At 64.7% G+C, this 25,086-nt stretch carries 26 protein-coding genes; 21 read left to right on the forward strand and 5 right to left on the reverse strand.

Going from position 1 to position 25,086, the window contains the following annotated elements; all coding sequences use genetic code 11:
• Window positions 1-249: 249 nt before the first annotated feature.
• The 5 genes from bioA to PHO31112_RS01035 all read left to right on the forward strand — a co-directional run bounded on the left by bioA (window position 250) and on the right by PHO31112_RS01035 (window position 6,972).
• Entirely contained in the window at window positions 250-1,626 is a 1,377-nt protein-coding gene (bioA, locus tag PHO31112_RS01015; RefSeq protein ID WP_150619231.1) for an adenosylmethionine--8-amino-7-oxononanoate transaminase, read from the forward strand.
• A complete protein-coding gene (gene bioF / locus PHO31112_RS01020; protein ID WP_150618781.1) occupies window positions 1,623-2,831 on the forward strand; it encodes an 8-amino-7-oxononanoate synthase in 1,209 nt (402 codons plus the stop codon). Before bioA ends, bioF begins: the two co-directional genes overlap by 4 nt.
• Complete coding sequence (bioD, locus tag PHO31112_RS01025) at window positions 2,824-3,627, forward strand: dethiobiotin synthase (protein ID WP_150618782.1); 804 nt, start codon at window positions 2,824-2,826, stop codon at window positions 3,625-3,627. The genes bioF and bioD overlap by 8 nt, the downstream gene beginning before the upstream one ends.
• A 56-nt stretch (window positions 3,628-3,683) precedes the next feature.
• Window positions 3,684-4,739, forward strand: coding sequence for a biotin synthase BioB (gene bioB, locus PHO31112_RS01030; protein ID WP_150618783.1), 1,056 nt, complete (start codon window positions 3,684-3,686; stop codon window positions 4,737-4,739).
• 211 nt (window positions 4,740-4,950) lie between these two features.
• Window positions 4,951-6,972, forward strand: coding sequence for an acetyl-CoA carboxylase biotin carboxylase subunit (locus PHO31112_RS01035; protein WP_150618784.1), 2,022 nt, complete (start codon window positions 4,951-4,953; stop codon window positions 6,970-6,972).
• Between the two features lie 145 nt (window positions 6,973-7,117).
• Here PHO31112_RS01035 and PHO31112_RS01040 read toward each other — a convergent pair whose 3' ends face one another.
• Window positions 7,118-7,519 carry a VOC family protein gene (locus PHO31112_RS01040; protein ID WP_150618785.1) on the reverse strand — a complete coding sequence of 134 codons (402 nt, stop codon included), beginning with the start codon at window positions 7,517-7,519 and terminating at the stop codon, window positions 7,118-7,120.
• A gap of 186 nt (window positions 7,520-7,705) precedes the next feature.
• Window positions 7,706-8,509 (reverse strand): AraC family transcriptional regulator, encoded by an 804-nt coding sequence (locus PHO31112_RS01045; protein WP_150618786.1) that lies wholly within the window; start codon window positions 8,507-8,509, stop codon window positions 7,706-7,708.
• Window positions 8,510-8,771: 262 nt separating this feature from the next.
• Here PHO31112_RS01045 and PHO31112_RS01050 point away from each other — a divergent pair, with 262 nt between their 5' ends.
• The 4 genes from PHO31112_RS01050 (at window position 8,772) to PHO31112_RS01065 (ending at window position 12,312) form a co-directional block, all read left to right on the forward strand.
• Entirely contained in the window at window positions 8,772-9,671 is a 900-nt protein-coding gene (locus tag PHO31112_RS01050) for an NAD(P)-dependent oxidoreductase (protein WP_150618787.1), read from the forward strand.
• Window positions 9,672-9,885: 214 nt separating this feature from the next.
• Window positions 9,886-11,100 (forward strand): porin, encoded by a 1,215-nt coding sequence (locus PHO31112_RS01055; RefSeq protein ID WP_150619232.1) that lies wholly within the window; start codon window positions 9,886-9,888, stop codon window positions 11,098-11,100.
• 294 nt (window positions 11,101-11,394) lie between these two features.
• Window positions 11,395-11,580 (forward strand): hypothetical protein, encoded by a 186-nt coding sequence (locus PHO31112_RS01060; protein ID WP_150618788.1) that lies wholly within the window; start codon window positions 11,395-11,397, stop codon window positions 11,578-11,580.
• Window positions 11,581-12,066: 486 nt separating this feature from the next.
• Window positions 12,067-12,312 (forward strand): hypothetical protein, encoded by a 246-nt coding sequence (locus PHO31112_RS01065; RefSeq protein WP_010808375.1) that lies wholly within the window; start codon window positions 12,067-12,069, stop codon window positions 12,310-12,312.
• Here PHO31112_RS01065 and PHO31112_RS01070 read toward each other — a convergent pair whose 3' ends face one another.
• Entirely contained in the window at window positions 12,313-13,551 is a 1,239-nt protein-coding gene (locus PHO31112_RS01070; protein WP_150618789.1) for a diguanylate cyclase, read from the reverse strand. It abuts the gene before it with no gap.
• Between the two features lie 364 nt (window positions 13,552-13,915).
• On the opposite strand from PHO31112_RS01070, the gene PHO31112_RS01075 reads away from it, so the two are divergent.
• From PHO31112_RS01075 to PHO31112_RS01085, 3 genes are all read left to right on the forward strand, one after another.
• Window positions 13,916-14,839, forward strand: coding sequence for a DMT family transporter (locus PHO31112_RS01075; RefSeq protein ID WP_150618790.1), 924 nt, complete (start codon window positions 13,916-13,918; stop codon window positions 14,837-14,839).
• A 129-nt stretch (window positions 14,840-14,968) separates the two neighbouring features.
• Window positions 14,969-15,721 carry a helix-turn-helix domain-containing protein gene (locus PHO31112_RS28005; RefSeq protein WP_343042688.1) on the forward strand — a complete coding sequence of 251 codons (753 nt, stop codon included), beginning with the start codon at window positions 14,969-14,971 and terminating at the stop codon, window positions 15,719-15,721.
• Between the two features lie 579 nt (window positions 15,722-16,300).
• Entirely contained in the window at window positions 16,301-16,684 is a 384-nt protein-coding gene (locus PHO31112_RS01085; RefSeq protein ID WP_150618791.1) for a helix-turn-helix domain-containing protein, read from the forward strand.
• A gap of 82 nt (window positions 16,685-16,766) precedes the next feature.
• On the opposite strand, the gene PHO31112_RS01090 is transcribed toward PHO31112_RS01085, so the two are convergent.
• Window positions 16,767-17,603: an alpha/beta fold hydrolase gene (locus tag PHO31112_RS01090; protein ID WP_150618792.1), complete on the reverse strand. Its 837-nt coding sequence runs from the start codon at window positions 17,601-17,603 to the stop codon at window positions 16,767-16,769.
• Window positions 17,604-17,758: 155 nt separating this feature from the next.
• Here PHO31112_RS01090 and PHO31112_RS01095 point away from each other — a divergent pair, with 155 nt between their 5' ends.
• The 9 genes from PHO31112_RS01095 to PHO31112_RS01135 all read left to right on the forward strand — a co-directional run bounded on the left by PHO31112_RS01095 (window position 17,759) and on the right by PHO31112_RS01135 (window position 24,638).
• On the forward strand, window positions 17,759-18,310 hold the full coding sequence (locus PHO31112_RS01095; RefSeq protein WP_150618793.1) for a YaeQ family protein: 552 nt from the start codon (window positions 17,759-17,761) through the stop codon (window positions 18,308-18,310).
• Between the two features lie 289 nt (window positions 18,311-18,599).
• Window positions 18,600-19,553, forward strand: a complete 954-nt coding sequence (locus PHO31112_RS01100; RefSeq protein WP_150618794.1) for a 2-hydroxyacid dehydrogenase — start codon at window positions 18,600-18,602, stop codon at window positions 19,551-19,553.
• A gap of 50 nt (window positions 19,554-19,603) precedes the next feature.
• Window positions 19,604-20,539: a hydroxymethylglutaryl-CoA lyase gene (locus tag PHO31112_RS01105; RefSeq protein WP_150618795.1), complete on the forward strand. Its 936-nt coding sequence runs from the start codon at window positions 19,604-19,606 to the stop codon at window positions 20,537-20,539.
• Window positions 20,540-20,593: 54 nt separating this feature from the next.
• Entirely contained in the window at window positions 20,594-21,112 is a 519-nt protein-coding gene (locus PHO31112_RS01110; RefSeq protein WP_150618796.1) for a YbaK/EbsC family protein, read from the forward strand.
• Window positions 21,113-21,182: 70 nt separating this feature from the next.
• Entirely contained in the window at window positions 21,183-21,620 is a 438-nt protein-coding gene (locus tag PHO31112_RS01115; RefSeq protein WP_150618797.1) for a thioesterase family protein, read from the forward strand.
• Window positions 21,621-21,654: 34 nt separating this feature from the next.
• The gene (locus tag PHO31112_RS01120) at window positions 21,655-21,897 is read left to right on the forward strand and encodes a DUF1289 domain-containing protein (RefSeq protein ID WP_343042690.1); all 243 of its coding nucleotides are present in this window, start codon (window positions 21,655-21,657) and stop codon (window positions 21,895-21,897) included.
• A gap of 33 nt (window positions 21,898-21,930) precedes the next feature.
• Entirely contained in the window at window positions 21,931-22,362 is a 432-nt protein-coding gene (locus PHO31112_RS01125) for a MaoC family dehydratase (RefSeq protein WP_150618799.1), read from the forward strand.
• Between the two features lie 44 nt (window positions 22,363-22,406).
• Entirely contained in the window at window positions 22,407-23,330 is a 924-nt protein-coding gene (locus PHO31112_RS01130; protein WP_150618800.1) for an MBL fold metallo-hydrolase, read from the forward strand.
• A 360-nt stretch (window positions 23,331-23,690) separates the two neighbouring features.
• Window positions 23,691-24,638 carry an NAD(P)H-dependent flavin oxidoreductase gene (locus PHO31112_RS01135; protein ID WP_150618801.1) on the forward strand — a complete coding sequence of 316 codons (948 nt, stop codon included), beginning with the start codon at window positions 23,691-23,693 and terminating at the stop codon, window positions 24,636-24,638.
• 238 nt (window positions 24,639-24,876) lie between these two features.
• On the opposite strand, the gene PHO31112_RS01140 is transcribed toward PHO31112_RS01135, so the two are convergent.
• Complete coding sequence (locus PHO31112_RS01140; protein WP_150618802.1) at window positions 24,877-25,077, reverse strand: hypothetical protein; 201 nt, start codon at window positions 25,075-25,077, stop codon at window positions 24,877-24,879.
• Window positions 25,078-25,086 lie beyond the last annotated feature (9 nt).

Consider the following 25,086-nt stretch of genomic DNA (forward strand, 5'->3'; position numbering starts at 1 on the left):
AGATGCCGCAACGTTATCGGCGGGTTTTACGAATTTATCGATAACGTCTTGCTACAGCACGCAAATCAGCGATTTTTTTCGCCAATTCCGCCTATTGCCCTGTCAAAACGCTTTGCCTACCATGCGCCCATCCCCCACCTCCGGCCCCGTGCGGCAACGCCCCGTGCGACGCCCGCCACCGGCCAGCCGGACGAACGGCACACGCCACCGTGCGAGTGTCGTCCGTCGCGGCCAAACAAGGAGTCAATGATGGACGCCCCCACGCGCCCCCACGCTGGTCCCTCCGATCTCGCCGCGCGCAGTCTGCGACAGGTCTGGCACCCCTGCACGCAGATGAAGCAACAGGCAAAGCTGCCCCTCGTCGCACTGTCTCACGGCGCAGGCCCCTGGCTCGTCGATACCGACGGCGAGCGCTATCTCGACGCCATCAGTTCCTGGTGGGTCAACCTCTTCGGCCACGCGAATCCGCGTATCAACGCGGCGCTCGTCGATCAACTCGGCCGCCTCGAGCACGCGATGCTCGCGGGCTTCACGCACGAGCCGGTCGTGGCGCTGGCCGAACGCCTGTCTGCGCTCACGGGCAGTGTGCTGGGCCATGCCTTCTTCGCCTCCGATGGCGCGTCTGCCGTTGAAATCGCCCTCAAGATGAGCTTTCACGCGTGGCGCAATCAGGGCCACAGCGACAAGCGCGAATTCGTGTGCGTGCGCAACGGCTATCACGGCGAAACGCTGGGTGCGCTCGCCGTGACCGATGTCGCGCTGTTCCGCGATGCCTACGACCCGCTGCTGCGTCACGCCCACGTAGTGGCCTCGCCCGATGCGCGTCTCGCTCGCGATGGCGAAACGCCGATCGACGTGGCACGCCGTGCCGCCGCCGAACTCGACGCGTTGCTCACCCAGCGCGAGGGGCGCGTCGCCGCCGTCATCGTCGAGCCGCTCGTACAATGCGCGGCCGGTATGGCAATGCACGACCCCGAGTACCTGCGGCTCGTGCGTGCGTTGTGCGACCGGCATGACGCACATCTGATCGCGGACGAAATCGCCGTCGGATGCGGACGCACCGGTACCTTCTTCGCGAGCGAGCAGGCAGGCGTCTGGCCCGACCTGCTTACGCTGTCCAAAGGGATCAGCGGTGGCTATCTGCCCCTCTCGCTCGTGCTCTCGCGCGATGCGATCTACAACGCCTTCTACGACGACGACACCGCGCGCGGCTTTCTGCACTCGCACTCGTACACCGGCAATCCGCTGGCGTGCCGCGCCGCGCTCGCCACGCTCGACATCTTTGCCGACGACGACGTACTCGCGCGCAACGCCGTTCGCGCCGCTCGTCTCACGCAAGCGCTCGCGCCGTTGGCGGACGATCCGCGCGTGCGGCATTTCCGCCATCGCGGCATGATTTGGGCGTTCGACGCTATGTTACCGGAGGCGCCCGGCGCCGCCGGTGCCTTCGCGAAGCGCTTCTACACTGAAGCCCGCGCACGCGGCGTGCTGCTGCGCCCCATCGGCGCCACGGTCTATTTGATGCCACCGTATGTGCTGGACGACGGCACCGTCGACTGGCTCGCGCAACAAACGCTCGCGGCGTTCGACACCACGATGACGCACGACATGGAGGTGCCGGCATGACGTCCCATCCCCTGCTCGCCCGCCTCGACGCCGAACTCGCGGAGATCGACCGCGCGCACCTGCGCCGCCGTCACCGCGTGGTCTCCACGCCATGCCAGCCGCATATGCGGGCCGACGGCCGCGACGTTCTCGCATTCGCCAGCAACGACTATCTCGGTCTGGCCGCCCACCCGAAGGTTGTCGAGGCGCTCATCGAAGGCGCCCGTCGCTATGGCGCGGGCAGCGGCGCATCGCACCTCATCAGCGGTCATTCCCAGGCCCACGCCGAACTCGAAGACGCGCTCACCGAGTTCATGTCGCCGCATCTCGTCGACGGCCGCGCACTGTACTTCTGCACCGGCTACATGGCGAATCTGGCGACGATCTCGGCGCTCGCCGGCAAAGATGCCGAAATCTTCTCCGAGGCCCTGAACCACGCGTCGCTGATCGATGGCGCCCGTCTGTCGCGTGCACGCACGCATGTCTATCCGCACGGCGACGTCGACGCGCTGGCCGCACTGCTCGCCGCCAGCACGGCCGAGACGAAGCTGATCGTCACCGACGGCGTGTTCTCGATGGACGGCGACATCGCACCGCTGCCGCAACTGCTCGCGCTTGCCGAACGGCACAACGCGTGGCTCGTCGTGGACGACGCGCACGGCTTCGGCGTCGTGGGGGAAAACGGCCGTGGCGTGTTCGAGCATTTCGATCTGCGCTCGCCCAACCTCGTCATCATCGGCACGCTCGGCAAAGCCGCGGGTGTCGGCGGGGCGTTTGTCGCGGCGAACCATCGCGTCATCGACTGGCTTATCAATCGTGCACGGCCGTACATCTTCACAACGGCAGCCGCCCCCTCGCAAGCGCACGCACTGCTCACGAGCGTTGCCCTGATTGCGGGCGAGGAAGGCCGCGAGCGCCGCGCCACGTTGCAGGCCCGTATTGCCCAACTGCGCGATTCGCTCACGCTGCGGCATTGGCGGCATATCGTCTCGCCGACGGCCGTGCAGCCGATCATCCTCGGTGAAAACGCCGCAGCGCTGCACGCGCAGGCGGGCCTTGCCGAAGCCGGGTTGTGGGTGCCTGCCATTCGTCCGCCGACAGTGGCGCCGGGCACGTCGCGCCTGCGCGTGACGCTCAGCGCCGCTCACACCGCGCACGACATCGCACGGCTGGCCACCGCCATCAACCAACTCGACCGAGACTGGACGGAGCACGCGCATGGCTGATCAGACCCTTAATGCTCGCGTCGATACCCCGGCCGAACGAACGACGCCTGCCCGTCACGCGTTCTTCATCACCGGCACGGACACCGAAATCGGCAAGACGCTCGTTTCGTCGGCACTGCTGCACGCGGCGGCGCGTCGCGGACTGGTGTGCGCCGGACTCAAGTCGGTGGCGGCGGGCGCGTCCGAACACAACGGGCGCTTCGTCAACGACGACGTCGAGCAGTTGCATCAGGCAAGCACGCTGAAGCTGCCGGACGCCTGGTACTGCCCATACCTCCTCAAGGACGCCTCTGCACCCCACATCGCGGCCGCCGCCGAAGGCATCGCGCTCGATTGCGGCGTGATCCGGGCGGGCTACGCGCGTGTGGCCGCGCGCGCCGATCTGGTGATCGTCGAGGGGGTGGGCGGTTTTCGCGTGCCGCTCGGCCCCGATGCCAGCGCACCGGACACGGCCGATCTGGCAAGGCAACTCGGCCTGCCGGTGATCCTCGTCGTCGGCCTGCGGCTGGGCTGTATCAGCCACGCGCTGCTCACCGCCGAGGCCATTGCCTCGCGCGGTCTGACGCTCGCGGGCTGGGTCGCCAATCACGTCGATCCCGATATGCGCCACGTAGAGGCGAACGTCGATGCGATTGCCGCGCGCCTGAGTGCACCGCTGCTCGGGCGCGTGCCGCATCTGCCCCACCCCGACGCCGCGACGGCGTCCGGCTATCTGGACATTGCCCCGCTGGTCGACTCGACACTGCCGCGTGCAGTCGAGGCGTCGCTAACGACGCGCCCGCACACGGCCCCCTGAGCGCGCGGCCACCCATCGCGCGACACCCACTCACACAGAATTCAAGGAATCACACTATGCAAGTTCACGCCCACACCGCCGCTCACGGACACGACGAAGCCCTGCGCCGCAACGACAAGCCCTGGACCGTCGCCGAGATCGAGGCGCTCTTCGCGCTGCCGTTCAACGATCTGATCTTCCGCGCGCAGCAGGTGCATCGCGACCATTTCGACGCCAACGCCGTGCAGCTCTCGACGCTGCTCTCGATCAAGACCGGCGGCTGCCCGGAAGACTGCGCCTATTGCCCGCAATCGGCCCGCTACGACACGGGTGTGGAGGCCGAAAAGCTCATGCCGGTGGAGGAAGTCGTCGCCGCCGCGCAGCGCGCCAAGGACGCGGGCGCTACGCGCTTCTGCATGGGCGCCGCATGGCGCAGCCCGAAGCCGCATCAGGTCGACGCCGTAGGCGAGATGGTGCGCAGCGTCAAAGCACTGGGTCTGGAGACGTGCGTCACGCTCGGCATGCTGCGCGACGGGCAGGCCGAACAGTTGCGCGAGGCCGGTCTCGATTACTACAACCACAATCTCGATACGTCGCCCGAGTTCTACGGTCAGATCATCACCACGCGCACCTATCAGGATCGTCTGGACACACTCGCCCGCGTGCGCGACGCCGGGCTGAAAGTCTGCTGCGGCGGCATCGTCGGTCTGGGTGAAACGCGCCGCGAGCGCGCCGGTCTCATCGCGCAACTGGCCAACATGTCGCCGTATCCCGAGTCGGTGCCCATCAACAACCTGATGAAAGTCGAGGGCACGCCGCTCGAACACAACGAGACTGTCGACCCGTTCGATTTCGTGCGCATGATCGCAGTGGCGCGCATCACGATGCCGCGCGCGATGGTGCGTCTGTCGGCCGGCCGCGAAATGATGGACGACGCACTGCAATCGCTGTGCTTCCTCGCCGGCGCCAACTCGATGTTCTACGGAGAGAAGCTGCTCGTGACGCAGAACCCGCAGGCCGAGCATGACCGCGCGCTGCTCGCGCGCCTCGGCATGCGCACGTCGACCGAGGAAAAGCTCGGTGCCGGGAACGCAGGCGAGTGCGACGGCCTTACGGCCTGCGCGACTCACTGAGCGCGTTCGGCAGGCGGCGAAACTGGCGACTGGCGTTCAAGGATGTGTTGACGAGTTGAGCGCCGCGACGGCCGCGAGATCGCAAGAGACGATCCGCCGTCGCGGCGAAGTTGGATAGCAATGAGAATGGTGCAAGTGCAGTGGCCCGTCGTCACAAGCGAAGGTGCCATGCGCCACGCACCGCCCCAATCGATCGTTTTACGGAGGCAATATGTTCGACAAGATCCTCATCGCCAACCGCGGCGAAATCGCCTGTCGCGTCGCGGCGACGGCTGCACGGCTGGGCATTCGCACGGTGGCCGTCTATTCCGACGCCGACGCCCACGCCAAGCACGTTGCCGTGTGCGACGAAGCGGTGCACGTCGGCGGGGCCGCCGCGCGCGACAGCTACCTGCGCATCGACGCCATCGTCGACGCCGCCAAGGCCACCGGCGCACAGGCCATCCACCCCGGCTACGGCTTCCTGTCCGAGAACGAGGCGTTCGCCGCCGCGTGCCACGAGGCCGGCATCGTCTTCATCGGCCCGCCGGTTGGCGCCATCCGCGCCATGGGCAGCAAGAGCGCCGCCAAGACGCTCATGGAGGGCGCCGCCGTGCCGCTGGTGCCCGGCTATCACGGCGACAACCAGGACGCCGCCTTCCTGCACGCACGCGCCGACGACATCGGCTACCCCGTGCTGCTCAAGGCCAGCGCAGGCGGCGGCGGCAAGGGCATGCGTGTGGTGGAGCGCAGCGAGGATTTCCGCGCCGCACTGGCGTCGTGCCAGCGCGAAGCGGCGAGCAGCTTCGGCGACGAGCGCGTGCTCGTGGAGAAGTATCTGACGCGTCCGCGTCACATCGAGATTCAGGTGTTCGCCGACACGCATGGCAATTGCGTCTATCTGTTCGAGCGCGACTGCTCGGTGCAACGCCGTCATCAGAAAGTGCTGGAGGAGGCGCCCGCGCCCGGCATGACCGGCGAGCGCCGCCGCTCGATGGGTGAAGCCGCATGCAACGCCGCGCGCGCCGTGGGCTATGTCGGCGCCGGCACGGTCGAGTTCATCGCCAATCAGGACGGCTCGTTCTACTTCATGGAGATGAACACGCGCCTGCAAGTCGAGCACCCGGTCACGGAAATGATCACCGGCCTCGATCTGGTGGAATGGCAATTGCGCGTCGCCGCAGGCGAAGTGCTGCCGCGCAAGCAGGATGAGTTGCGCATTCACGGCCATGCGCTCGAAGCACGCATCTACGCCGAGAGTCCGGACAACAACTTCCTGCCGTCGACGGGCACACTGTCCACGCTGCGTCCGCCCGCTGCGGTCCAGTTCGAGATCGGTGGCGCCGCGACACCGGCCGCCGTGCGCATCGACTCGGGCGTGCGCGAAGGCGACACCATCTCGCCGTTCTACGATCCGATGATCGCCAAGCTGATCGTGTGGGGACAAGACCGCGAAGAAGCCCTCGCGCGCATGCGCCGTGCGCTGGGTCAGTACCGCGTCGTCGGCGTGCAGACGAACATCGCATTCCTCTCCCGCCTGGTCGCCAGCGAGCCGTTCGCCGGCGCCGATCTCGACACCGGGCTGATCGAGCGCCACCGCGATACGTTGTTCCCGGCCGCCGCCCCGGTGCCGGCAACCACGCTGGCGCTAGCCGTTGCCGCACAGCTCAGCCGCGAAACCGTGATCGGACGCCGTAAGTATCAAGACAGCATCGATCATCACTCGCCGTGGCAACTCGCCACGGGCTGGCGTCTGAACGCCGACTACCAGCGCACGCTGTCGTTCGATCACGGCGAAACACGTCTCGACGCGGTGCTCACGAGCGGCCCGCAGGCCAGCACCCTGACGGTCGACGGGCAGACCTATCCGTATCGGTACGCCCACGACGGCGGCGTGTACCGCGTGACGCTCGGCGAGCGGCGCGTGCAGGGTCACGTCGACTTCGAGCAGCAAACCGCCCACGTCTTCGCCGATGGTCTGTCGTGGACGCTGCGTTGGCATGATCCGCTGGCGCAGGCCGGGGCCCACGAAGGCAGCGAAGGCCGGTTGACTGCGCCGATGCCGGGCAAGGTCATCGCCGTACTCGCACAGGCCGGCACCAAGGTCGAAAAGGGCGCGCCGCTGCTCGTGATGGAGGCGATGAAGATGGAACACACCATCAGCGCGCCGGCGGACGGAGAGATCGAAGAAGTGCTTTACGTGGTCGGCGATCAAGTGCCGGAAGGCGCGCAGTTACTGGCGTTCAAGCGGTAGGCGGTAGGCGGCGGGCGGTCCGCCGGCGGACTTCAGCCGCAGACCGCGCGCGCATCGCACCACGTCAGTCATCGATCAGCGCGAAGCCGGTTGTGTGTGTTCGCGCATCATGGTTGGCAGTCAAGGAGGCCGCCTTGAGGGCACCTCATTGCGCGTCGCTGACGGGCTCGAAATGCACCACAGCGAGCTTGTTGCCATCGAGATCGCGGAAATAGGCGACATACATGCGCGGGTGGTAATCCAGACGCGGCCCGGGAGCGCCTTCGCATTGGCCGCCTTGTGCGATTGCCGCTTCATACGCGGCGTCGACCTGCTGCTTCGATTCCGCATGCAGCGCGATCATGCTGCCGTTGCCGCGTGTGGCCGGTGCGCCGTCGAAGGGCAGCGTGATCGTCAACACCACCTCTTCGCTGGGGGCATCTTTATGTCCATAGAAGGTTTCATGCGAGAACGGGGTCGGATGCAAATCGAGGGTGGCCAGCACACGGTTGTAGAAGACCGTCGCGTTTTCCAGATTGTTGGTACCGAGCGTTGCGTAGCGGATCATGGCGGTTCTTCCCAAAGGGGTAAACAAGCCGCGAGTCTATAGCACGAGAACCGCCGTTCGGGTGTACGCACCCAAACCACGGGTGAACGCTGCGTTGGCATGATCCGCCAGCGCTGGCCGGTTTTCGCGTGCCGCTCGGCACCAATGCCGGAAAGCGGTAACGGTCAATGAAGTTGCGCACCGGCATCACGCCGGATCGTGCTCGGCAGCGCCAAGAATCGTCTGACGGCGGAACAGCTCCGGCGTCAAACCCGACTGGCGCGTGAACATCTCGATAAAGGCGGAGGGCGTGGCATAGCCCAGATCGAACGCAATCGACTTGACGGTGCGCCCGGCTTCCAACCCCTCGATGGCGCGCAGAAAGCGCATACGCTGCCGCCACTGTCCCAGCGTCATCCCCAGCTCCGTGCGGCAATGGCGCGCCAGCGTGCGCTGCGTCATGGAGACGGTCTCGGCCCACGCTTCGAGTGTGCGGTTATCTCCGGGTTCACGCTGCAATGCGTCCAGTACCCGGACCAGCGACGGCGACCTCGCCTGCGGCAGGAAACGCGGTTCGGCGGGAGCAAGCGCCAACTGATCGATGAGCACGTGCGCGAGGCGACGATCGGCCTCGGTGCGCGGACACGCCACACCTCTCTCGGCGAAATCGGACAGGATGGCCCGTAGCAGGCCGCTGATACGCAGCGTCGCGGCGTTCGACGGAAGTGCTCCGGCAAGTGAAGCGTCGATATACACCGACCGGTAGACCACGGCATTCGCGTTGAAGCTCGCGTGCGTGGCTTTCGGCGGAATCCACACGGCGTATTGCGGCGGCGACAGGAACCGGGCGCCTTCGATCTCCAACTGCATCACGCCGTTCGCCACATAGTTGAGCATGCCCCAGTCGTGACGATGCGGCACCCACGCCGTCTGCGCGTCGAACTCGTCGTACCGGAAATACACCGGGTATGGCAGCTTCTTGAAACTCGGCCAGTTGTTGCGAAGGGTCATGGCGATGGCGGGAACGGGCGCGCCCGGCGACGGATGGCATCACGCGCATCTTACCCGTGCCAATCCGAGCGCCGCTCGGGACGCGTTTTCTGCACTTGCTGCGGCAACTCGGCGGCGTGTCTCCTATGCATCAACTCCCGTTCGGTGTCATGCTTTCGGACAACGCGGCCGGCATCGGCACGTGGCGCACTAGTCTGGTGGCCCTCGCCCTTTGCCCGCTTCCCCCCGCGCTGCACCTACATTCTTGGCATCAGGAGAACGCATGAATATCGGATTTCTCGGACTCGGCACGATGGGCGCGCCCATGGCCCGTAATCTACTCAAGGCGGGATTTGCATTGCGTGTGTGGAACCGCTCGCGCGGCCCCGTCGACGCACTGACCTCCGCCGGCGCCACGCCCGGCGCCACCCCGGCCGCTGCCGCTCGCGGGGCAGACATCCTCATCGCCATGCTGGCCGACGACGACACGTCGCGCGCCGTGCTGTGCGAAGGGGACGACGGCGGTGCGCTTGGCGCGCTGCCGCGTGGCGCCATCGTCGTGAACATGGCCACCGTCTCGCTCGCTTTCGCCCGGGAGATGGTGGCGCGATGCGAGTCGCTCGGCCTGCGCTATCTCGCCGCCCCGGTGTTGGGGCGTGTGACTGTCGCAGAGGCAGGCAAGCTCAACATCCTGGTGGCGGGCGACACGAGCGTCATCGACACCGTTCAACCGATCTTCGACGTGCTTGGTCAACGCACCTGGCGCTTCGGCGATTCGCCCGAGCGGGCCAACGTCGTGAAGCTCGCCGCGAATTTCATGATCGCCAGCGCCATCGAATCGATGAGCGAAGCGGCTGCGCTCGCGCAAGGTCACGGCGTGGCCGGTGCCGACTTCCTCGACATGATGACCACCACGATCTTCGCGACGCCGGTTTATACGGGTTACGGTGCAGCGATTGCGAAGGAGGTCTTCGAGCCGGCCGGCTTCAAGCTAGCGCTCGGCGCCAAGGATGTTCGCCTCGCATTGCTTGCGGGTGAGGCCGCGAACGTACCGATGCCGTTCGGCACCGTGTTGCGCGACAACCATCTGGACAGCCTCGCCCACGACGAAGGCCAGCTCGATTGGGCCGCGCTGTCGCGCGTAGCGCTGCGTCGCGCCGGCCTGCCGAGAACCCAATCTTGATACCCGTAGCGTGGAGGTTTTCGCGCTACCGCTTACTGCGTTATTCAGCAGAAAATATTGAGGAGGGTTCCTAGAAACTTCGGCAGCGACCCAGAGAAGCGGTCGCTGCCATGCGGATTTTCGTTCATTCGGAATTTTCATAAGGAATCCGAACAGGTGTTAGGAAATATTCTCGGTGTCGATTTCAACCATGCGCAGCAAGGCGCTCGACACCATGACTCAACACCCACATATGCCCACTGGTCTGCGCGCCCTCGCGCTGGCTGCAACCCTTACGCTGCTGTCGCTGCCCGCCAGTGTCAGCGCACAGAGTAACGTCACCCTCTACGGCACGATCGATTCGGGCTTCGTGCACGCGAACCACACGGCCACCGCCAACGGCCCGCAATCTCGCTCGATGATCACGAGCAACATTCTCTCCGGCAGCCGCTGGGGGCTGCGCGGCACGGAGCCGCTGGGTCAGGGGCTTTCCGCACTGTTCCAGTTGGAGAGCGGATTCAACGCGGTCAACGGCGAGATGGGCAACGGCGGCCGTGCGTTCGGACGCAAGGCCATCGTCGGCCTGACGAGCACCCAATGGGGTGAAGTCACCATCGGCCGCCAATACGACCCGGTGGTCAACCTCGTGCAGGGCACAACTGCCGACGGCTACTTCGGCGGCTTCTTCGCCACGCCTGGCGACGTCGACAATTACGACAACGGCGCACGCGTCAACAATTCGATCCGTTACGCCACGCCGAACTTCGGCGGCCTGCAATTCGAAGGCATGTACGCCACGGGCAACGTGGCCGGCAAGGAAGGCGCGGGTCGCACGTATGGCTTCGCGGGTGCCTACAGCAATGGTCCGGTATCGCTCGGCGCGGGCTACTTCTTCGCAGATGGTGGAAGCCGGCAAGTGAGCGACTTCACGCGTTCCGACTTTGGTTATCGCGACTGGACCAGCAGCGCGGGCTCGCTGTTCAACTCGCCGATCAACAGCGGCTTCCGTACGGCGAGCAAAGTGCGCATTGCACGCGTCGGCGCGAAATACGCCATCGGCCCGGCGATTCTGGGACTGTCATTCTCGAACGCGCAGTACGCGAGCGATGGGCTATCGAATTTCACCGGCACGGCAAAATTCGACACAGTGAACGCCTTCGCGACTTACGCGCTCACGCCGGCGATCAACACGGGTATCGGCTACAGCTATACCCGGCTGCGCGGCGGCCGCAATGTCGGCGCCCATTACAACCAGTTCAACGCCGGTGTGACGTATGCGCTGTCCAAGCGCACGTCGACCTACGTGATCGGTGGCTATCAGCAGGCTGTCGGCAAGACACTGGATCATGGCCGCGTTGTGGAAGCCAACGCCTCGGTCGGTTCGTACGGTCTGGACGCAGGCGCACGTACGCAATTGCTGGTCGGCATGGGCCTGAAGCACAGCTTCTGATCCATCACGTCGCTATCGGCCCGAGCACGTTGAAGCACGCGGGTTTGGGCCGATCTTCCTAATGAATTCGATTACCTGAAATTCAAACGATCGTTTGGACTTTTTGGACTTATTCGTCTAGAAAAATACATTATTTTTAATTTTAAGTGTTTACCCTATTAGGGAATCTATTTAGAATTCGTCCTCATTGAAATTCGTTGCGGTCGCAACCGATGATAACCCGCTCTTTGAATTTCCCTTTGAATTCGACGCGCGCCGGTTTTTCAAAGGCGGCAGTCATCAGGGAGAAGTGTTGTGGTTTTCGTCAGTTGGTTGGTGTTTGCAACCCTCGCCGTGATGGTCTCGGCAACGCGTGTAATGCAGTTGTATCGTCGCGCGGCACGCACCGCGGCCGTGACTCACGTCGAGCGCGTGTTGCGATTCCGCCGTAGCCATCGCCATGCGCCTTGCTCACGCATTCAGTTCAAGGACGCCGCGTAAATCGGCGTCGCCCGCAGTCCTGCAGCACAGAAGGTCTCGCATCACCGCACCACCCGTTGCCGGCATCCGGCAACAGCAGTTCTCGTCGTGAATTCAAGCCGTACCCGCAGTTGCAGTTCGCAGTACTCATGCTGTTTCCGGCGCCTGTGTCGTGGCCGGATGGAGAGTCATCCCTCCCTGCTGTTACGAGGCATCGCTCCCACGCGTCAGAGCCTTATCGCCGCCTGCGCTCCAGGCGACGGGTTGCTCGCCCACAGCCTCGTATTGCCCACACGTTGCACAAGACAACCCGACGCCCCGGTCAGGCAGACATCGCCAGAACGGACATCGGCGCCACGATGGCGTCTTTCCGTCCGTTTGACGCGTTGGTCACACTGACCGATCGCACGCCGTCGGATCACGATCGCCCACGTTATCGCGCGGGCGCTCGGCATACGCGCTATCCGCGCGGCCTGCCTTATGTTTTAAAAGAGAAGATTGACAGACATGAACACCGACCCAGAGCGCATCACCCTGACGATCACCCTGCACCCGAACGATCTGAAACAGCTTGATAAGGCGTGTCAACGCGTGGGGATGAATCGGGAAGATTTCTGCTTGCTGTCCACGCATCTGGAAGGCGCTCGCGTGCTCAACGGCGAGGGGCTGGCTACGCTGGCACGTCCGTTCGGCTTCGCCGCCGCGCTGCCCGCCGCCCTGCGCGGGGCGCTTAACCGCCTCTGCAGGCGCTGATTAGCGTGAATCGGCGGTAGCGTCCGTGTCGGCGTCACCGCCACACCCGACTTCGCGCGCCGTCCTGACGGCACCCTCCGCATCGAGGACAACCATGCCGTCGCGTCCCCCGCGTTTCGCGCGATACAGCGCACGATCGGCGTGCTGAAGCCAGGATTGCGGCGTATCAAAGGTCGTGGAAAACGGCACCAGCCCAATACTCACCGTGCACTCGGCCAACGATATGGACTGCGTAGTCTGCGTCTGAATCTGCGCCTCGGCCTGTGCGACCCGGGCACGCAGATCGGCAAGCAGGCGGTACATCAGATCCTGCCCCGCCACGTCGCCGGTGTTCACCAACACTGCGCCGAACTCCTCTCCGCCGTATCGGCCAACGGCATCGATCTCACGCAGACGCTGCCGCAGCAGTCCGGCAAAGCGCCGCAACGCCATGTCGCCCGCCGCGTGGCCCAACGTATCGTTGATTCGCTTGAAGTGGTCCAGATCCATCAGCACCAGACACGCCGGCTCTCCCGTGAGCACGCAGTGGGCATGAATCTCAGCCAGCCGTTGCTCCCACGCGCGGCGGTTAAGCAACCCCGTCAGTCCGTCGTGCCGTGACAGGTATTCCATCTCGCGCGAGCGCTGCGCCAGTTTCTGGGCGAGGTCGTATGTCACCTTCCCCAAGGCAATGGGATACAGAATCAACATCGGCAAGCTGGTGACGACATTGAACGTGTCGGACGCCGGGGCCCATACGAAGCCAAGCGCGGCGATGCCGATCAGCAGCCCGGCCACGTTCGCGAGCAACCCCTGAAGAAACAGCCGAATGCCTCCGGCACCGATGTTGTCCATCGACATCATCGTCAGTATCACCACGCTCGGTAACAAATTGAATTGCATCGCGGCAACCCAAAAGCCCCCGAATACGGCATCGATCAACAGATTGGCGCGCTCGGCACGATACGGAACCGGTCGCGACAGCGCCAGCACACAAGCCAGATGCGGCCAGATAAACCCATTGAAAATCAGCAACGCCCATAGCCCAAGCGGGGTGGACGGCTCGTGCCGATAGAAGACGCCGGCGACGCAGAAAAAGCCGATGCCCAGGCCAATCGTTCGCAGACGATAGATACGTCGCACGAAGCGCTTGCCCTTCCCCGCAACGGCCGGGGCGTTAGCGGAGAGGGGCGGCGCAGTGCGCCGTTGCTGCGAATCGTCGGCGCGCGCCGAGCGGTCTTGCTGACTCACTGCCACCATGCAGCTCCGTTCACATATCACGAAACGCGCACGATGCCTGCGCATCGTGGGTCAGGCGCGGCGTGTCGCGTACGCGATCTACGTCTCGACCCCGGAATGGCGTCATTCTACCCGCGGCTTAGGACAGCTAGCCAATATTGGTCAAACCGGTCTAACCAGCGAGCGTCGCCGGGCAGCAACATCGCGTCCGAAACGCCTTATCGTTTGTCTTAAATTCACTATGTCACTCGCCGCTTTCGGGCGGACAATTCGCAACGTCGTGTGCGTCGACGCGACGCCCCATGAGCGGCATCGCCGGGCCCCACGCCTAGACTCCCGCACCGTTTCCCCGATTGGCCGGCCCGCCGGCACCGGACTCAGACCCATGTTCAATTTCATCCTGCCGCTGACTGCCGTACTGATCTGGTCAGCCAACGTGATCGTCAACAAACTTGCTGTCGGTCACATCTTCCCCGCAGAGATCGCCTTCCTGCGCTGGTTCGCCGCGTGGCTGATGCTCACGCCGTTCGCCTTGCCGGCACTGTGGCGCGAACGCCGGGCGTTTCTGCCGCATCTGCCGCAGTACGCAACGCTCGGCGTACTCGGTATGGCGATTTATCAAGGCCTCGCCTACTCGGCGGCACACTACACGAGTGCCACGAACATGGGGATCATTCTCGCATTACTGCCCCTCGCCACGCTGACGCTCGCCGTCATTGTGCTGGGCGACGCACTTACCGCGGGCGCGCTGGCCGGCGGCTTGCTGTCGATCGGCGGCGTGCTGTTGGTGGTCGGGCACGGTTCCCTGCTGCATCTGGCGGATCATGGTATCGGCATCGGCGACGCGATGATGTTCGCCGCCATGCTCGCCTATGCGATCTATTGCGTGCTGCTGCGCAAATGGCAATTGCCACTCGCGCCACTCCCGTCGCTTTATGCGCAGATCCTGTTTGCCGTTGTCGTCCTGCTGCCCTTTTATCTGTTCTCGCAGAAAGCGGGCGTGTCGATGGACAACCTGCCCCAACTGGCCTTCGCCACCCTTCTCGTCTCGATCGCCGCGCCGTTCATCTGGATGATCGGTGTCGCACGTATCGGCCCGAGGCGCGCCACCGTCGTCATCAATCTGGTACCGATCTTCTCGGCGCTGATCGCGGCGTTCGGGCTCGGCGAACATCTCGCGGGCTATCACCTCGTGGGTGGCGCCCTGATTCTGGCGGGCGTCGCACTGGGCGAGCACTGGCATTTACCGATCCGCAAAGCGCGTGAACCGATGCCGGCGTTGTCCGACGAATTGGGAAGTGTCCGATAAATTTTGCGCTATTAGCGTCACCGACTCTTTATAGAGGCCCGGCTGTCACGCATGGGGAGGAGAGCGATATAACGTCGCAGGGCGCGGGGGGATTGATTACGCTGTGTGACTCGTCAACGGAGTTCCGCCATGCAAACGAATCCACTCGCGCTGTTCGGAGACCATCTGGCCCGCCTGCGAAAGGCGCGCGGCTGGTCGCAGGAGAAACTTGCTCTCGAGAGCGGTCTGGCACGCTCATATGTCAGCGGTATCGAGCGCGGCAGGCGCAACGTCGCCCTCGTCAACATCTGTGTGCTCGCCGATACGCTCGGCGTGCCAACGTCGGAGATGCTGCGCTTCGCTCAGGCTGCGTCCGGCGCCGAGGACGGCACCGCGCCGTCCGATCACACACCGGCGCCTCAGATCAGCCGCTTCCTGTGCCGGCTCGAAAACCGCGATCAAGTCTGGCTCGCCGAAATCATCCGAAGTCTCAGTGCCCGTCTGAGCCATGCCGCCCCGCCCGGGAGCGCGCGCGCCGGTTCGAACACCCCCGCAGCATCGCCCGCCGCACGCGACGACCTGGCCGACGAGGACGAAGACCTCGATGACGCCGATGACGTCGATGGTGCCGACATCGCTCGCCCCGCCTTAGGCAGAGTCCCCGAGCGCACCGTCATCGACCGCGGTTTTCCCGCGCATCATCACCTCGCCGCACCGAGCGAAGACGGCTACCGTGTCGACGACGACGAGGGTAAGCCCGCCGATACCGCCACGCACATCCGCGAGCCGGAGCGCGCGTCGTTCGGCGACGCAGACGCCTCAGGCGAATCCACCGGCGCACACCGATCCGATGCCACCGCGCGTGAGGACTCGCGGCGTTTCCCCAACGACGATGAAGAGTGAGCGATATGCGGGCAATTGATTCTTAGGACATGGCGCAAAGTCCCCCGAGTATCGCGGGGGCATTGCGCGATTGTTCGTCCAGTAAGAGTTACCAAGCCCCCTATCGAAAGCGATCACTTCAGCGGGCGTCGAACAATGCGCCGAACAACGTCTCGCGGCTTCGTGCCGAACGCCCATACGCCAGTCACCACGGGCATGACAGCAAGTTGATGCCCGCTGCAGACTCGTGCGCACCACTGCGGCATAACACTCGCCGCGTCGACATCGAGTGACATCCCAAAGCGGAACCTTTCAGAATCCCCTCATGGCTTGGTTCCGCATGTCCGGTGTCACACTGCGCGGCTCGGGTTGACGGGAGTGCGACAACACGTATGGCAATGCCTTCACAGCGGTACGCAGACTGGCACCGTCACTACCCTCGGAAAGCTCACGCATTTTGTGCCTTCTCCGAAAGCTCGCAAAAACTCCGCATCGCAGACCAGGTAGTTCGTGCCTCACAAACGGGGGACACCCGAGGCACCGCCCTCAATACCGGATTTTTGTTTCAATCTTCTCGTCCCTAACAAGGAAAACATTCTTATGGACACCAACTTATTTCGATTCGGCAGACACCTCGCCGGCTTGCGCAAGAAGTACAACTGGGCGCAAGACAAGCTGGCGCTGGAAAGCGGGCTGGCGCGCTCTTATCTGAGCGGTGTCGAGCGTGGCAAACGCAATATCTCGCTGCGCAACATCTGCATTCTGGCGGACACGCTGGGGCTGCCCCCGCATGAGCTGCTGGCGTTCGATTCGTCAAACGGCATGGCAACGGATACCGGGCCGAGTGCGGCGGCGCCCTGCGATCCGTATCCGTCGCTCAATCGCGCCATGCAGAAATTGTCGGACCGCGATCAGGCGTGGATGGCCGATCTGGTCCGTACACTGAGCTTGCGTCTGGGTCACGGCGTGTTGCGCGACGAATGAGAGTGAAACGCGACGTCGAGACGACGGGCTCGCGTCAAGTGTCAGGCGACACCTCTGTCCAGACGTTCGGCGTCTGCGGACGTTAGTCGTTCCCGAGGAAGGCGTCCACCGCGCGGTGAAACGCAATCGGATTGGCGAGGTTCATGCCATGCGAGGCGTCCTGAATCACCATGCGGCGGGCTTCCGGCATGGCGTGCGCGAGAGCGTTCAACACCTCCGGATAGGGCGCGGGGCTCTCCGCGCCGCCCATCAGCAACACCGGTGCATGCAACGCACCAAGCGCATCTATCGGCAACGGCGTGCGCGGCTCTGCCACCTGACCAATCAAGGTAAGCGCGTTGTCGCGCACCATCTGCTTGAACCAGGGCACCATGCGACGCCAGGTGTCCGGCCCGCTCACCGTGTCGATGAAGATCGCCAGACCGCCGTCGATGTCGCCCGCCTCGATGGCGGCAAGCGCCGCCTGGCGGAAGTTGCCCCGCTCGCTGTCGAGCGGCACCTGAATCGGGCCGCCGCTGATTTCCACACCCGGATCAGCAAGGATGAGCGAGCGTACCGTGTCCGGCGCCAGGAGTGCCGTGCGCAGCGCGACATAGCCGCCGCGCGAATGGCCGAGCACATGAACCGGCCCCACGCCGAGCGCCGCCAGGAACGCGGCCAGATCCTCGGCGTGCTGTTCACCGGAGAACGTGCCGTCGCGGCCGTTCCAGGCTTCCGGCCAGTAGTGGCGCAGGCTCACCGAGATAACCCGCCGCCGTTGCCCCAGCGGTCCCATATTCGGTTTGAAGTAGCGACAATCGCAAAGCGAGCCGTGAACCAACACAAGCGGCGTACCAGCGGCGTCGGCAGGTGCGGGAGTTTCGACGTACGCCATCGGATAGCCGTTGACGTCGATCGTTTGCGGTGCAGGAACCGGCATGGGGACACATCAGGTAAGGCGGGCCGCCAGTATACCGAGCTTGCGGCCCCCTTGCTGCGGCGCGCCATCGGTACAGCCGGCCGGGCCGGGCAAATGAGCGGGCATCGGCGCCTGGTGTATGCTTGCGACTTTCTTCATTCCAGCGGTTTCCCGGCATGGCACTCAAAGCCACGATCTACAAGGCCGAGGTGCAAATCACCGACCTCGACCGCCACTATTACGCTTCCCATAGCCTGACGCTGGCCCGGCATCCGTCGGAAACCGACGAACGCATGATGGTGCGCCTGCTCGCCTTCATGTTGTATGCGAGCGAGCGCCTCTCGTTCGGTAAAGGCATCTCGACGGCCGACGAGCCCGACCTGTGGGAACACGACTTCGGCGGCGACATCGTCCGGTGGATCGACGTCGGTCAGCCCGACGCGCGCCGCCTCGTCAAGGCCGCCGGCCGCGCAGAGCACGTGGATGTTCTGGCGTACGGCGGCAAGCCTGCCGCCATCTGGTGGCAAGCCACCGAATCGCAGATCACCCGCCTGTCGAACCTCACCGTGCGCATGCTCGATGAGGCGTCCGCCGACGCGCTGACGGCACTCGCCTCGCGTACGATGCGTCTGCAATGCACGATTCAGGACGGTGACGTCTGGGTCGCGGACGACCACCACAATCTGGCGGTCAACCTCGTTACGCTGCGCGCCGCCGCCAACGACTGACCGGTTCCGGGTCGAGCCATCCACCGGAGCGGATCTCTCAGCCGCTCCGCTCCCTCTCCAATCCTTCCCCCCACCTCCGGCCTCGCCCCAATACGCGACGCGCCACAAGCTGCGTTACACTTGACGTTAACGTCAATCGAGTCACCGCGACCGCGCCGCTGGCGCGCACCGAAAGGATCGGCTTATCGTGTTGAGCGCACGCCCCGGCGGCCTTCGGGGCGCGCATCTGTCGCGCGTCCGCTGCCCCTGTCGCCGTACCTCATTCCTATAAGCGTCTGCCTCGCACCTCATGGACATCCTGATCTTTTCCCCGGACGGCAAGACCGCCCCGTACGAAACCGGCCTCGCCGAGCATTTGCCACAGGCCCGCATCCGCGGTTGGCAGCCCGGCGATACGGCCCCGGCCGACTATCTGGTGCTCTGGAAGCCGAATGCGGAAGTGCTGCAACCGCGCGAACGCCTGAAGGCCATCTTCAACATGGGGGCCGGGGTCGACGGCGTGCTCGGCATGCGCGGCGAAGGCGCCCAACGCCTGCCGGCGGGCGTGCCGCTCGTGCGTCTGGAGGACGCCGGCATGGCCAACCAGATGGCGCAATACGTTAGCGCCGCCGCGTTGCGCTACTTCCGCCGTCTCGATGTATTCGACGATCAGCAGACACAAGCGCAATGGAAGTTTCAGAAGCCGAACCGTCTCGCGGACTTCCCCGTCGCCGTGCTCGGCTACGGCACGCTCGGCGCGCACGTCGCCAAGGCGTTGAAGGCGTTCGGTTTTCCGGTTCGCGCGTGGAGCCGCAGCCAGCGCAGCGAGGGCGCGTCTGGCAGCGGCATCGAGTTGCACCATGGCAGTGCCGGCTTCGATGCCTGCGTGTCCGGTGCGCGCATTCTCGTCAACTTGTTGCCGCTCACACCGGAAACGGTCGATATCCTTAACGCGGATCTGTTCGCGAAGCTGGCGCAGGGCGCGTATCTGATCAACGTGGCACGCGGCGCCCATCTGGTTGAAGCCGACCTGCTGGCCGCGCTGGAAAGCGGTCAAATCGCGGGCGCCACGCTCGACGTGTTCCGCACGGAACCGCTGCCCGCCGACCACCCGTTCTGGCGTGCACCGCGCGTCACCGTCACACCGCATATTTCGGCCCTGACGCTGCGCGACGAGACGGTCGCGCAGATCGCGGGCAAGATCGCCGCCCTCGAGCGCGGTGAAGCCATTACCGGCATCGTCGATCTGGCGCGCGGCTACTAAACCGCCGCCCGTCAGATCCCGCGCCTGCACCCCCTACGAGGAGACAACTCATGGTGACGCCCCAACTGCCGCAACACGTGAAAGTGGTCGAAGTCGGCCCCCGCGATGGCCTTCAGAATGAGAAGCAGCCGGTACCGACCGACATCAAGATTGCCCTGGTCGATCGTCTGTCGGCCGCTGGTTTCGCCAATGTCGAGACGGCGTCGTTCGTCTCCCCAAAGTGGGTACCACAGATGGCCGACGGTGCCGAAGTCATGGCCGGCATTACGCGTCGTCCCGGCACGATCTACTCGGTGCTCACGCCGAACATGCGCGGCTTCGAGGCCGCAGTGGCTGCCAAGGCGGACGAAGTCGTGATCTTCGGCGCCGCGAGCGAAGCGTTCTCGCAGCGCAATATCAACTGCTCCATCGAAGAGAGCATCACGCGCTTCGAACCCGTGGCACGCGCGGCGAAAGACGCCGGTCTGCGCCTGCGAGGCAGCATCTCGTGCGCCCTCGGTTGCCCGTATCAGGGCGAAGTCCCGGTCGCCAGCGTGGTCGACGTCGTGCAGCGGCTCGCTGCCCTCGGTTGCGACGAGATCGACATTGCCGACACCATCGGTGTAGGCACACCCTCGCGCACCCGCGAAGTCATGGAAGCCTGCGCAAAGGTGTTCCCGATCGAGCGCCTGTCCGGTCACTTCCACGATACCTATGGGCAGGCCACGGCCAACATCTACGCGGCGTTGCTTTCGGGCATCACAATTTTCCATTCGTCTGTCGCCGGCCTTGGCGGTTGCCCGTACGCCAAGGGCGCAACCGGCAACGTGGCGACGGAAGACGTGCTCTACCTGTTGCAAGGACTCGGCATCGAGACGGGCATCGATCTCGACGCCGTGGTGCGCACCGGCGACTTCATTTCGCAGGCCATTGGCCGCCAGAACGCGTCGCGCGTGGGGCGCGCCATGCTCGCGAAGCTGCAAGACGCCGCTTCCGCCTGCGCCTGACACCGCGCCGGGCAACGCCTGGCCCCCACGTGAATCGAGAGCATCGACCCGACCATGAGCGAGACACCCCAGACTCCCGAACCTGCGAACGCGCAGGATCTTCCCGAAGGCGCGCGGCACGTTGCGCGGCTGCTCTCCGGCATGGGCCACGATCAACCGATCGTGTTGCTGCCGGCCACCGGCAAAACGTCGGCCGAGGCCGCCGCCGGACTCGGATGCGACGTGGCGCAGATTGCGAAATCGATCATCTTCCGCCGTGTGGCCGACGACACACCGGTGCTCGTCATTGCGAGCGGCGTCAATCGCGTCGACGAGAAGAAGGTTGCCGCGCAAGTCGGCGAACTCGCCCGCGCCGACGCTCGCTTCGTGAAGGAAAAGACGGGCTATTCGATTGGGGGCGTAAGCCCGATCGGGCATGTCGTCTCGCCGGTCACGCTGATCGACGAAGACCTGCTCAAGCTCGCGAGCCTGTGGGCGGCCGCCGGGCACCCGCATGCCGTGTTCAGCCTCACGCCGCAACAACTCGTTGCCATGACGGGCGCGCCCGTCGTCGATGTGGCGCTGCGAGGCTGAACCACCGCCGGCGTGACCGCGCCGGCAAGGTTGACCGTCGTACCCAAGAACAACATCAAGGAGACGTGCCATGCCGAGCCCCGAACTTGTGCCGGGCCTGACGTTCGAGTGGACTTATCGCGTGCCGAAAAAGGCCGTGGTCCCCGAACTGTACGACGATGTCGAACTGTGCCGCGATATGCCCGCCGTGCTGGCCACCGGCTATCTCGCGGGCATTCTCGAATGCGCCTGTCTGCAAGCGATTCGCCCCTACCTGGACTGGCCGCGCGAGCAATCGCTCGGCACGCTCGTTTCTTTCTCGCATCTGGCCGCCACGCCGGCGGGCGACACGCTGCGTATTCAGGGCAAGCTCGTGGCCATCTCGGGCCGCACGCTGCGCTTCGAGGTCGTTGCCTGGGACGGTCTGGACAAAGTGAGCGCAGGCACGCATGAGCGCGTCATCGTCGATCAGGAACGTTTCCACGACAAGCTGCGAGAGAAGGCCGCCAAGCTGGGCCTGTCCGTTTGAACCACACGTCGCTCTGCGTCGCCCGATGGCTATCATGATTACACACGCGTCCCCCGTTCCGTCTCCCTGCACCAATATCTGCCGCATGAATCCGGCGACCGGCTGGTGCTCGGGCTGCTGGCGCACGCTCAGCGAAATCGCCGCCTGGTCGACCATGGCCGACGACGACAAGCGCCGCATCTGGTCGTTGCTGCCCACTCGGCGCGCCGAGCACGAGGAGCCACCGGTACAGTACCGCCGCATCGTCATCCGCGACCCTGACACGGGCAACGCCTGAAGTGCCCCGCACCCTACTCTTTCGTGAGCGCATATGGGAAAAATCGTTGAAGTCGGCGAGACGTTCTCCGCCACCCATCACTTCTCACCTGACTCGATCCGCGAATTCTCCACGCTGGCGCACGACTTCAATCCGCTGCACCACGACGCCGGCTACGCCGCCGCCGATCCGCGTTTCGGGGGCTTGATTTCGTCCGGCACGCAACAGATGTCGTATCTGGCCGCGCTGCTCGCCACGCACTACGCGAAGACAGCCCAACCGCTCGGGCTCGAATTCGACATGAAGCTGCGCCGCGCCGTGCACGCGGGCGACGACATCACCGTGCGCTGGACGGTCACGGACAGTCTGTGGAAAGAGAAGCTCTCGGGCGACATCGTTTCGCTCGACGGCGAGGCCGTCAACCAACACGGCGAGACAGTGATTGCGGCCACGGCCAAGATCCTCGTGTGCGCCAAACCGGCCTGAAACGCCGCTCATTGCCCGTGTCCCCCCTTTCACGAGATACGCCCATGACCTCGCTTGCCCTTCCTGCCGGGCTGCGCGTGTTCGAGCGCGGCTGGCTCTCATCGAACAATGTCCTGTTCCTCGGCGACGAGCCCACACTGGTCGACAGCGGCTACGTCTCGCACTCGGAACAGACGCTAGCGCTCGTCGCGCAAGCGCTGCCGGACGGTCAGCCGCTCGCGCGGCTCGTCAACACGCACCTGCACTCCGATCATTGCGGCGGCAACGCCGCACTACAGGCGCGCTACGGTTGCCGCACGTGGGTGCCGGCCGCAGAGGCCGATCCGGTCCGCCATTGGGACGAGCGGCGTCTGTCGTTCGAAGCGACGGGGCAGCAATGCGCGCGCTTCACCTTCGACGACACACTCTCGCCCGGCGATTCCATGACACTGGGCGAGCGCGAATGGCTGGTGCTCGGCGCCCCAGGTCACGACCCGCACGCATTGATGCTCTATAGCGCCGTCGACGGCATCCTGATTTCCGGCGACGCGCTGTGGGAACGCGGCTTCGGCGTGATCTTCCCGGAACTCGACGGCGAGTCGGGATTCGCCGAGCAAGCCGCCGTGCTCGATCTCATCGGGCAACTCGATGTCTCGCGGGTCATTCCCGGACACGGCAAGCCGTTCGACGATATCGACGGCGCACTGACGGCCGCACGTGCACGCCTCGACTATCTGCAAAGCGACCCCGCACGTAACGCCCGCAACGCGCTCAAGGTGCTGATCGTCTTTCGTCTGATGGCCGAGGCTGAGATGGCAGGTGCAACGCTCAAGGCCACGCTCGACACCGCGCGCGCGTGGCGCAGTGCGGCAGCGATGCTCACGCCGCCGTCTGGCTGGCCCGGTCTGCTCGACACACTCGTCGCGGAACTGGCGAAGGCTGGTGCGCTGCGCTACGACAGCGCAACGGATACGTTGTACGCCGCGTGAGCGTCACGCCGCCGCCCAAAAAACAACGCCACTTGCCAGTGACGGCAAGCGGCGTGAGGACGTGACGTGCCGGACGAGCGCCGCGGTCGCTAACGCTGCGCTCGTCCTGCGCCATCGTGAAACTGACGTCGCCTGGCACGCGCTTTTATCCTAGACGCCACCTGCACGCGACCCAAGGGGACTTTCCCTGATACGGGGACATCCAGTGCGCCGGAACCGAAGACTTCTTCGAGTGTCCGCTCACCGGACAACGGGCGAATCCCCCTATAATCGAACGATCGTTCGCGAAAATGGACCACAGCAAATTGCGCGCCGGCGCAATGGGTGCCGAACGCCGAACGTCCTGCTCAAGGAGACTTCATGGCACTTCCCAAGATTCTGCAAAACCTGGCGCTGCCCGTGGTGGCGTCGCCGATGTTCATCGTAAGCTACCCGGAGCTGGTACTCGCGCAGTGCAAGGCCGGTATCGTCGGCTCGTTCCCCGCACTCAACGCGCGCGAGCCGCAGATTCTCGAGGACTGGCTCTCTCGCATGACCGAGGAACTCGCGTCGTACAAGGCGGCGAATCCGGACGCGGTCGTCGGCCCGCTCGCCGTCAATCAGATCGTGCATCAGTCGAATCAGCGGCTCGAACATGATGTGCGCGTGTGCGTGGAGCATCGCGTGCCGATCTTCATCACCAGCCTGCGTGCGCCCCCCAAAGAAGTGCTCGACGCGGTGCACAGCTACGGCGGCATCGTGCTGCATGACGTGATCAATCTGCGTCACGCGAACAAGGCGCTCGAAGCCGGGGTAGACGGGCTGATTCTCGTCGCGGCCGGCGCAGGCGGGCACGCGGGCACGCTTTCGCCGTTCGCACTGGTCGGCGAAGTGCGCAAGATTTTCGACGGTCCCCTCGTGCTCTCCGGCGCGATTGCCAACGGCGGCTCGATTCTCGCAGCCCAGGCGATGGGCGCCGATCTCGCCTATATCGGCACGCGCTTCATCGCCTCGACCGAAGCGAATGCGAGCAACGACTACAAGCAGGCCATCGTCGACGCGAGTGCCAACGACATCGTCTATACGAACCTGTTCACCGGCGTGTCGGGCAACTATATCCGCCAAAGCATCCTGAACGCCGGTCTCGATCCGGACGACCTGCCCACGGCAGACAAAACCGCCATGAACTTCTCGAAGGCGAAGGCGTGGAAGGACATCTGGGGCGCCGGTCAGGGTGTGGGCCTGATGGACGACGTTCGCCCGGTGGCAGACATCGTCGCGCAGTTGAAGCAGGAATACGACGACACCCGCCGCCGGCTTGCCGGCTGAGCGCCCACAACAACCCCGCGCTCCCGCACGCGCCGAGCGTGCGCGGCACCGCCGGACGAACAGCGGGGCACCCAAAACCGACAGCGTGCCCCGTCGAAGCACAAGCCCGGCGGGCGCACGATATGCCATCGTCTTTCCCGGACTGCCGATAGCGCACGCGTCGCTAACGACACGTACTACGGCAGCCCTTCCAGGAGAGGAGTTGCCATGCCATCGGTTTCGAATCAACGCGCTATCCTTACCACGCCTCACTACGATCTTCCGCCTGCAGCACGTCGCACTCGTCATTCCACGTCAGGTCGTCTCGACGCATCACGTTGCCGTCATTCGCCTTCGGCTCGCGAGCATTTCTCCACCACGTTTCTCGCTGCACGATGCACACGTGCATCCACGAGTCTGCGTGAAACGACATCACGTTGTCGGGACGATGCGTCGTCACAACCCGCCG

Origin of the sequence: Pandoraea horticolens (genome assembly GCF_902459555.1) — a bacterium.
GTDB lineage: Bacteria > Pseudomonadota > Gammaproteobacteria > Burkholderiales > Burkholderiaceae > Pandoraea > Pandoraea horticolens.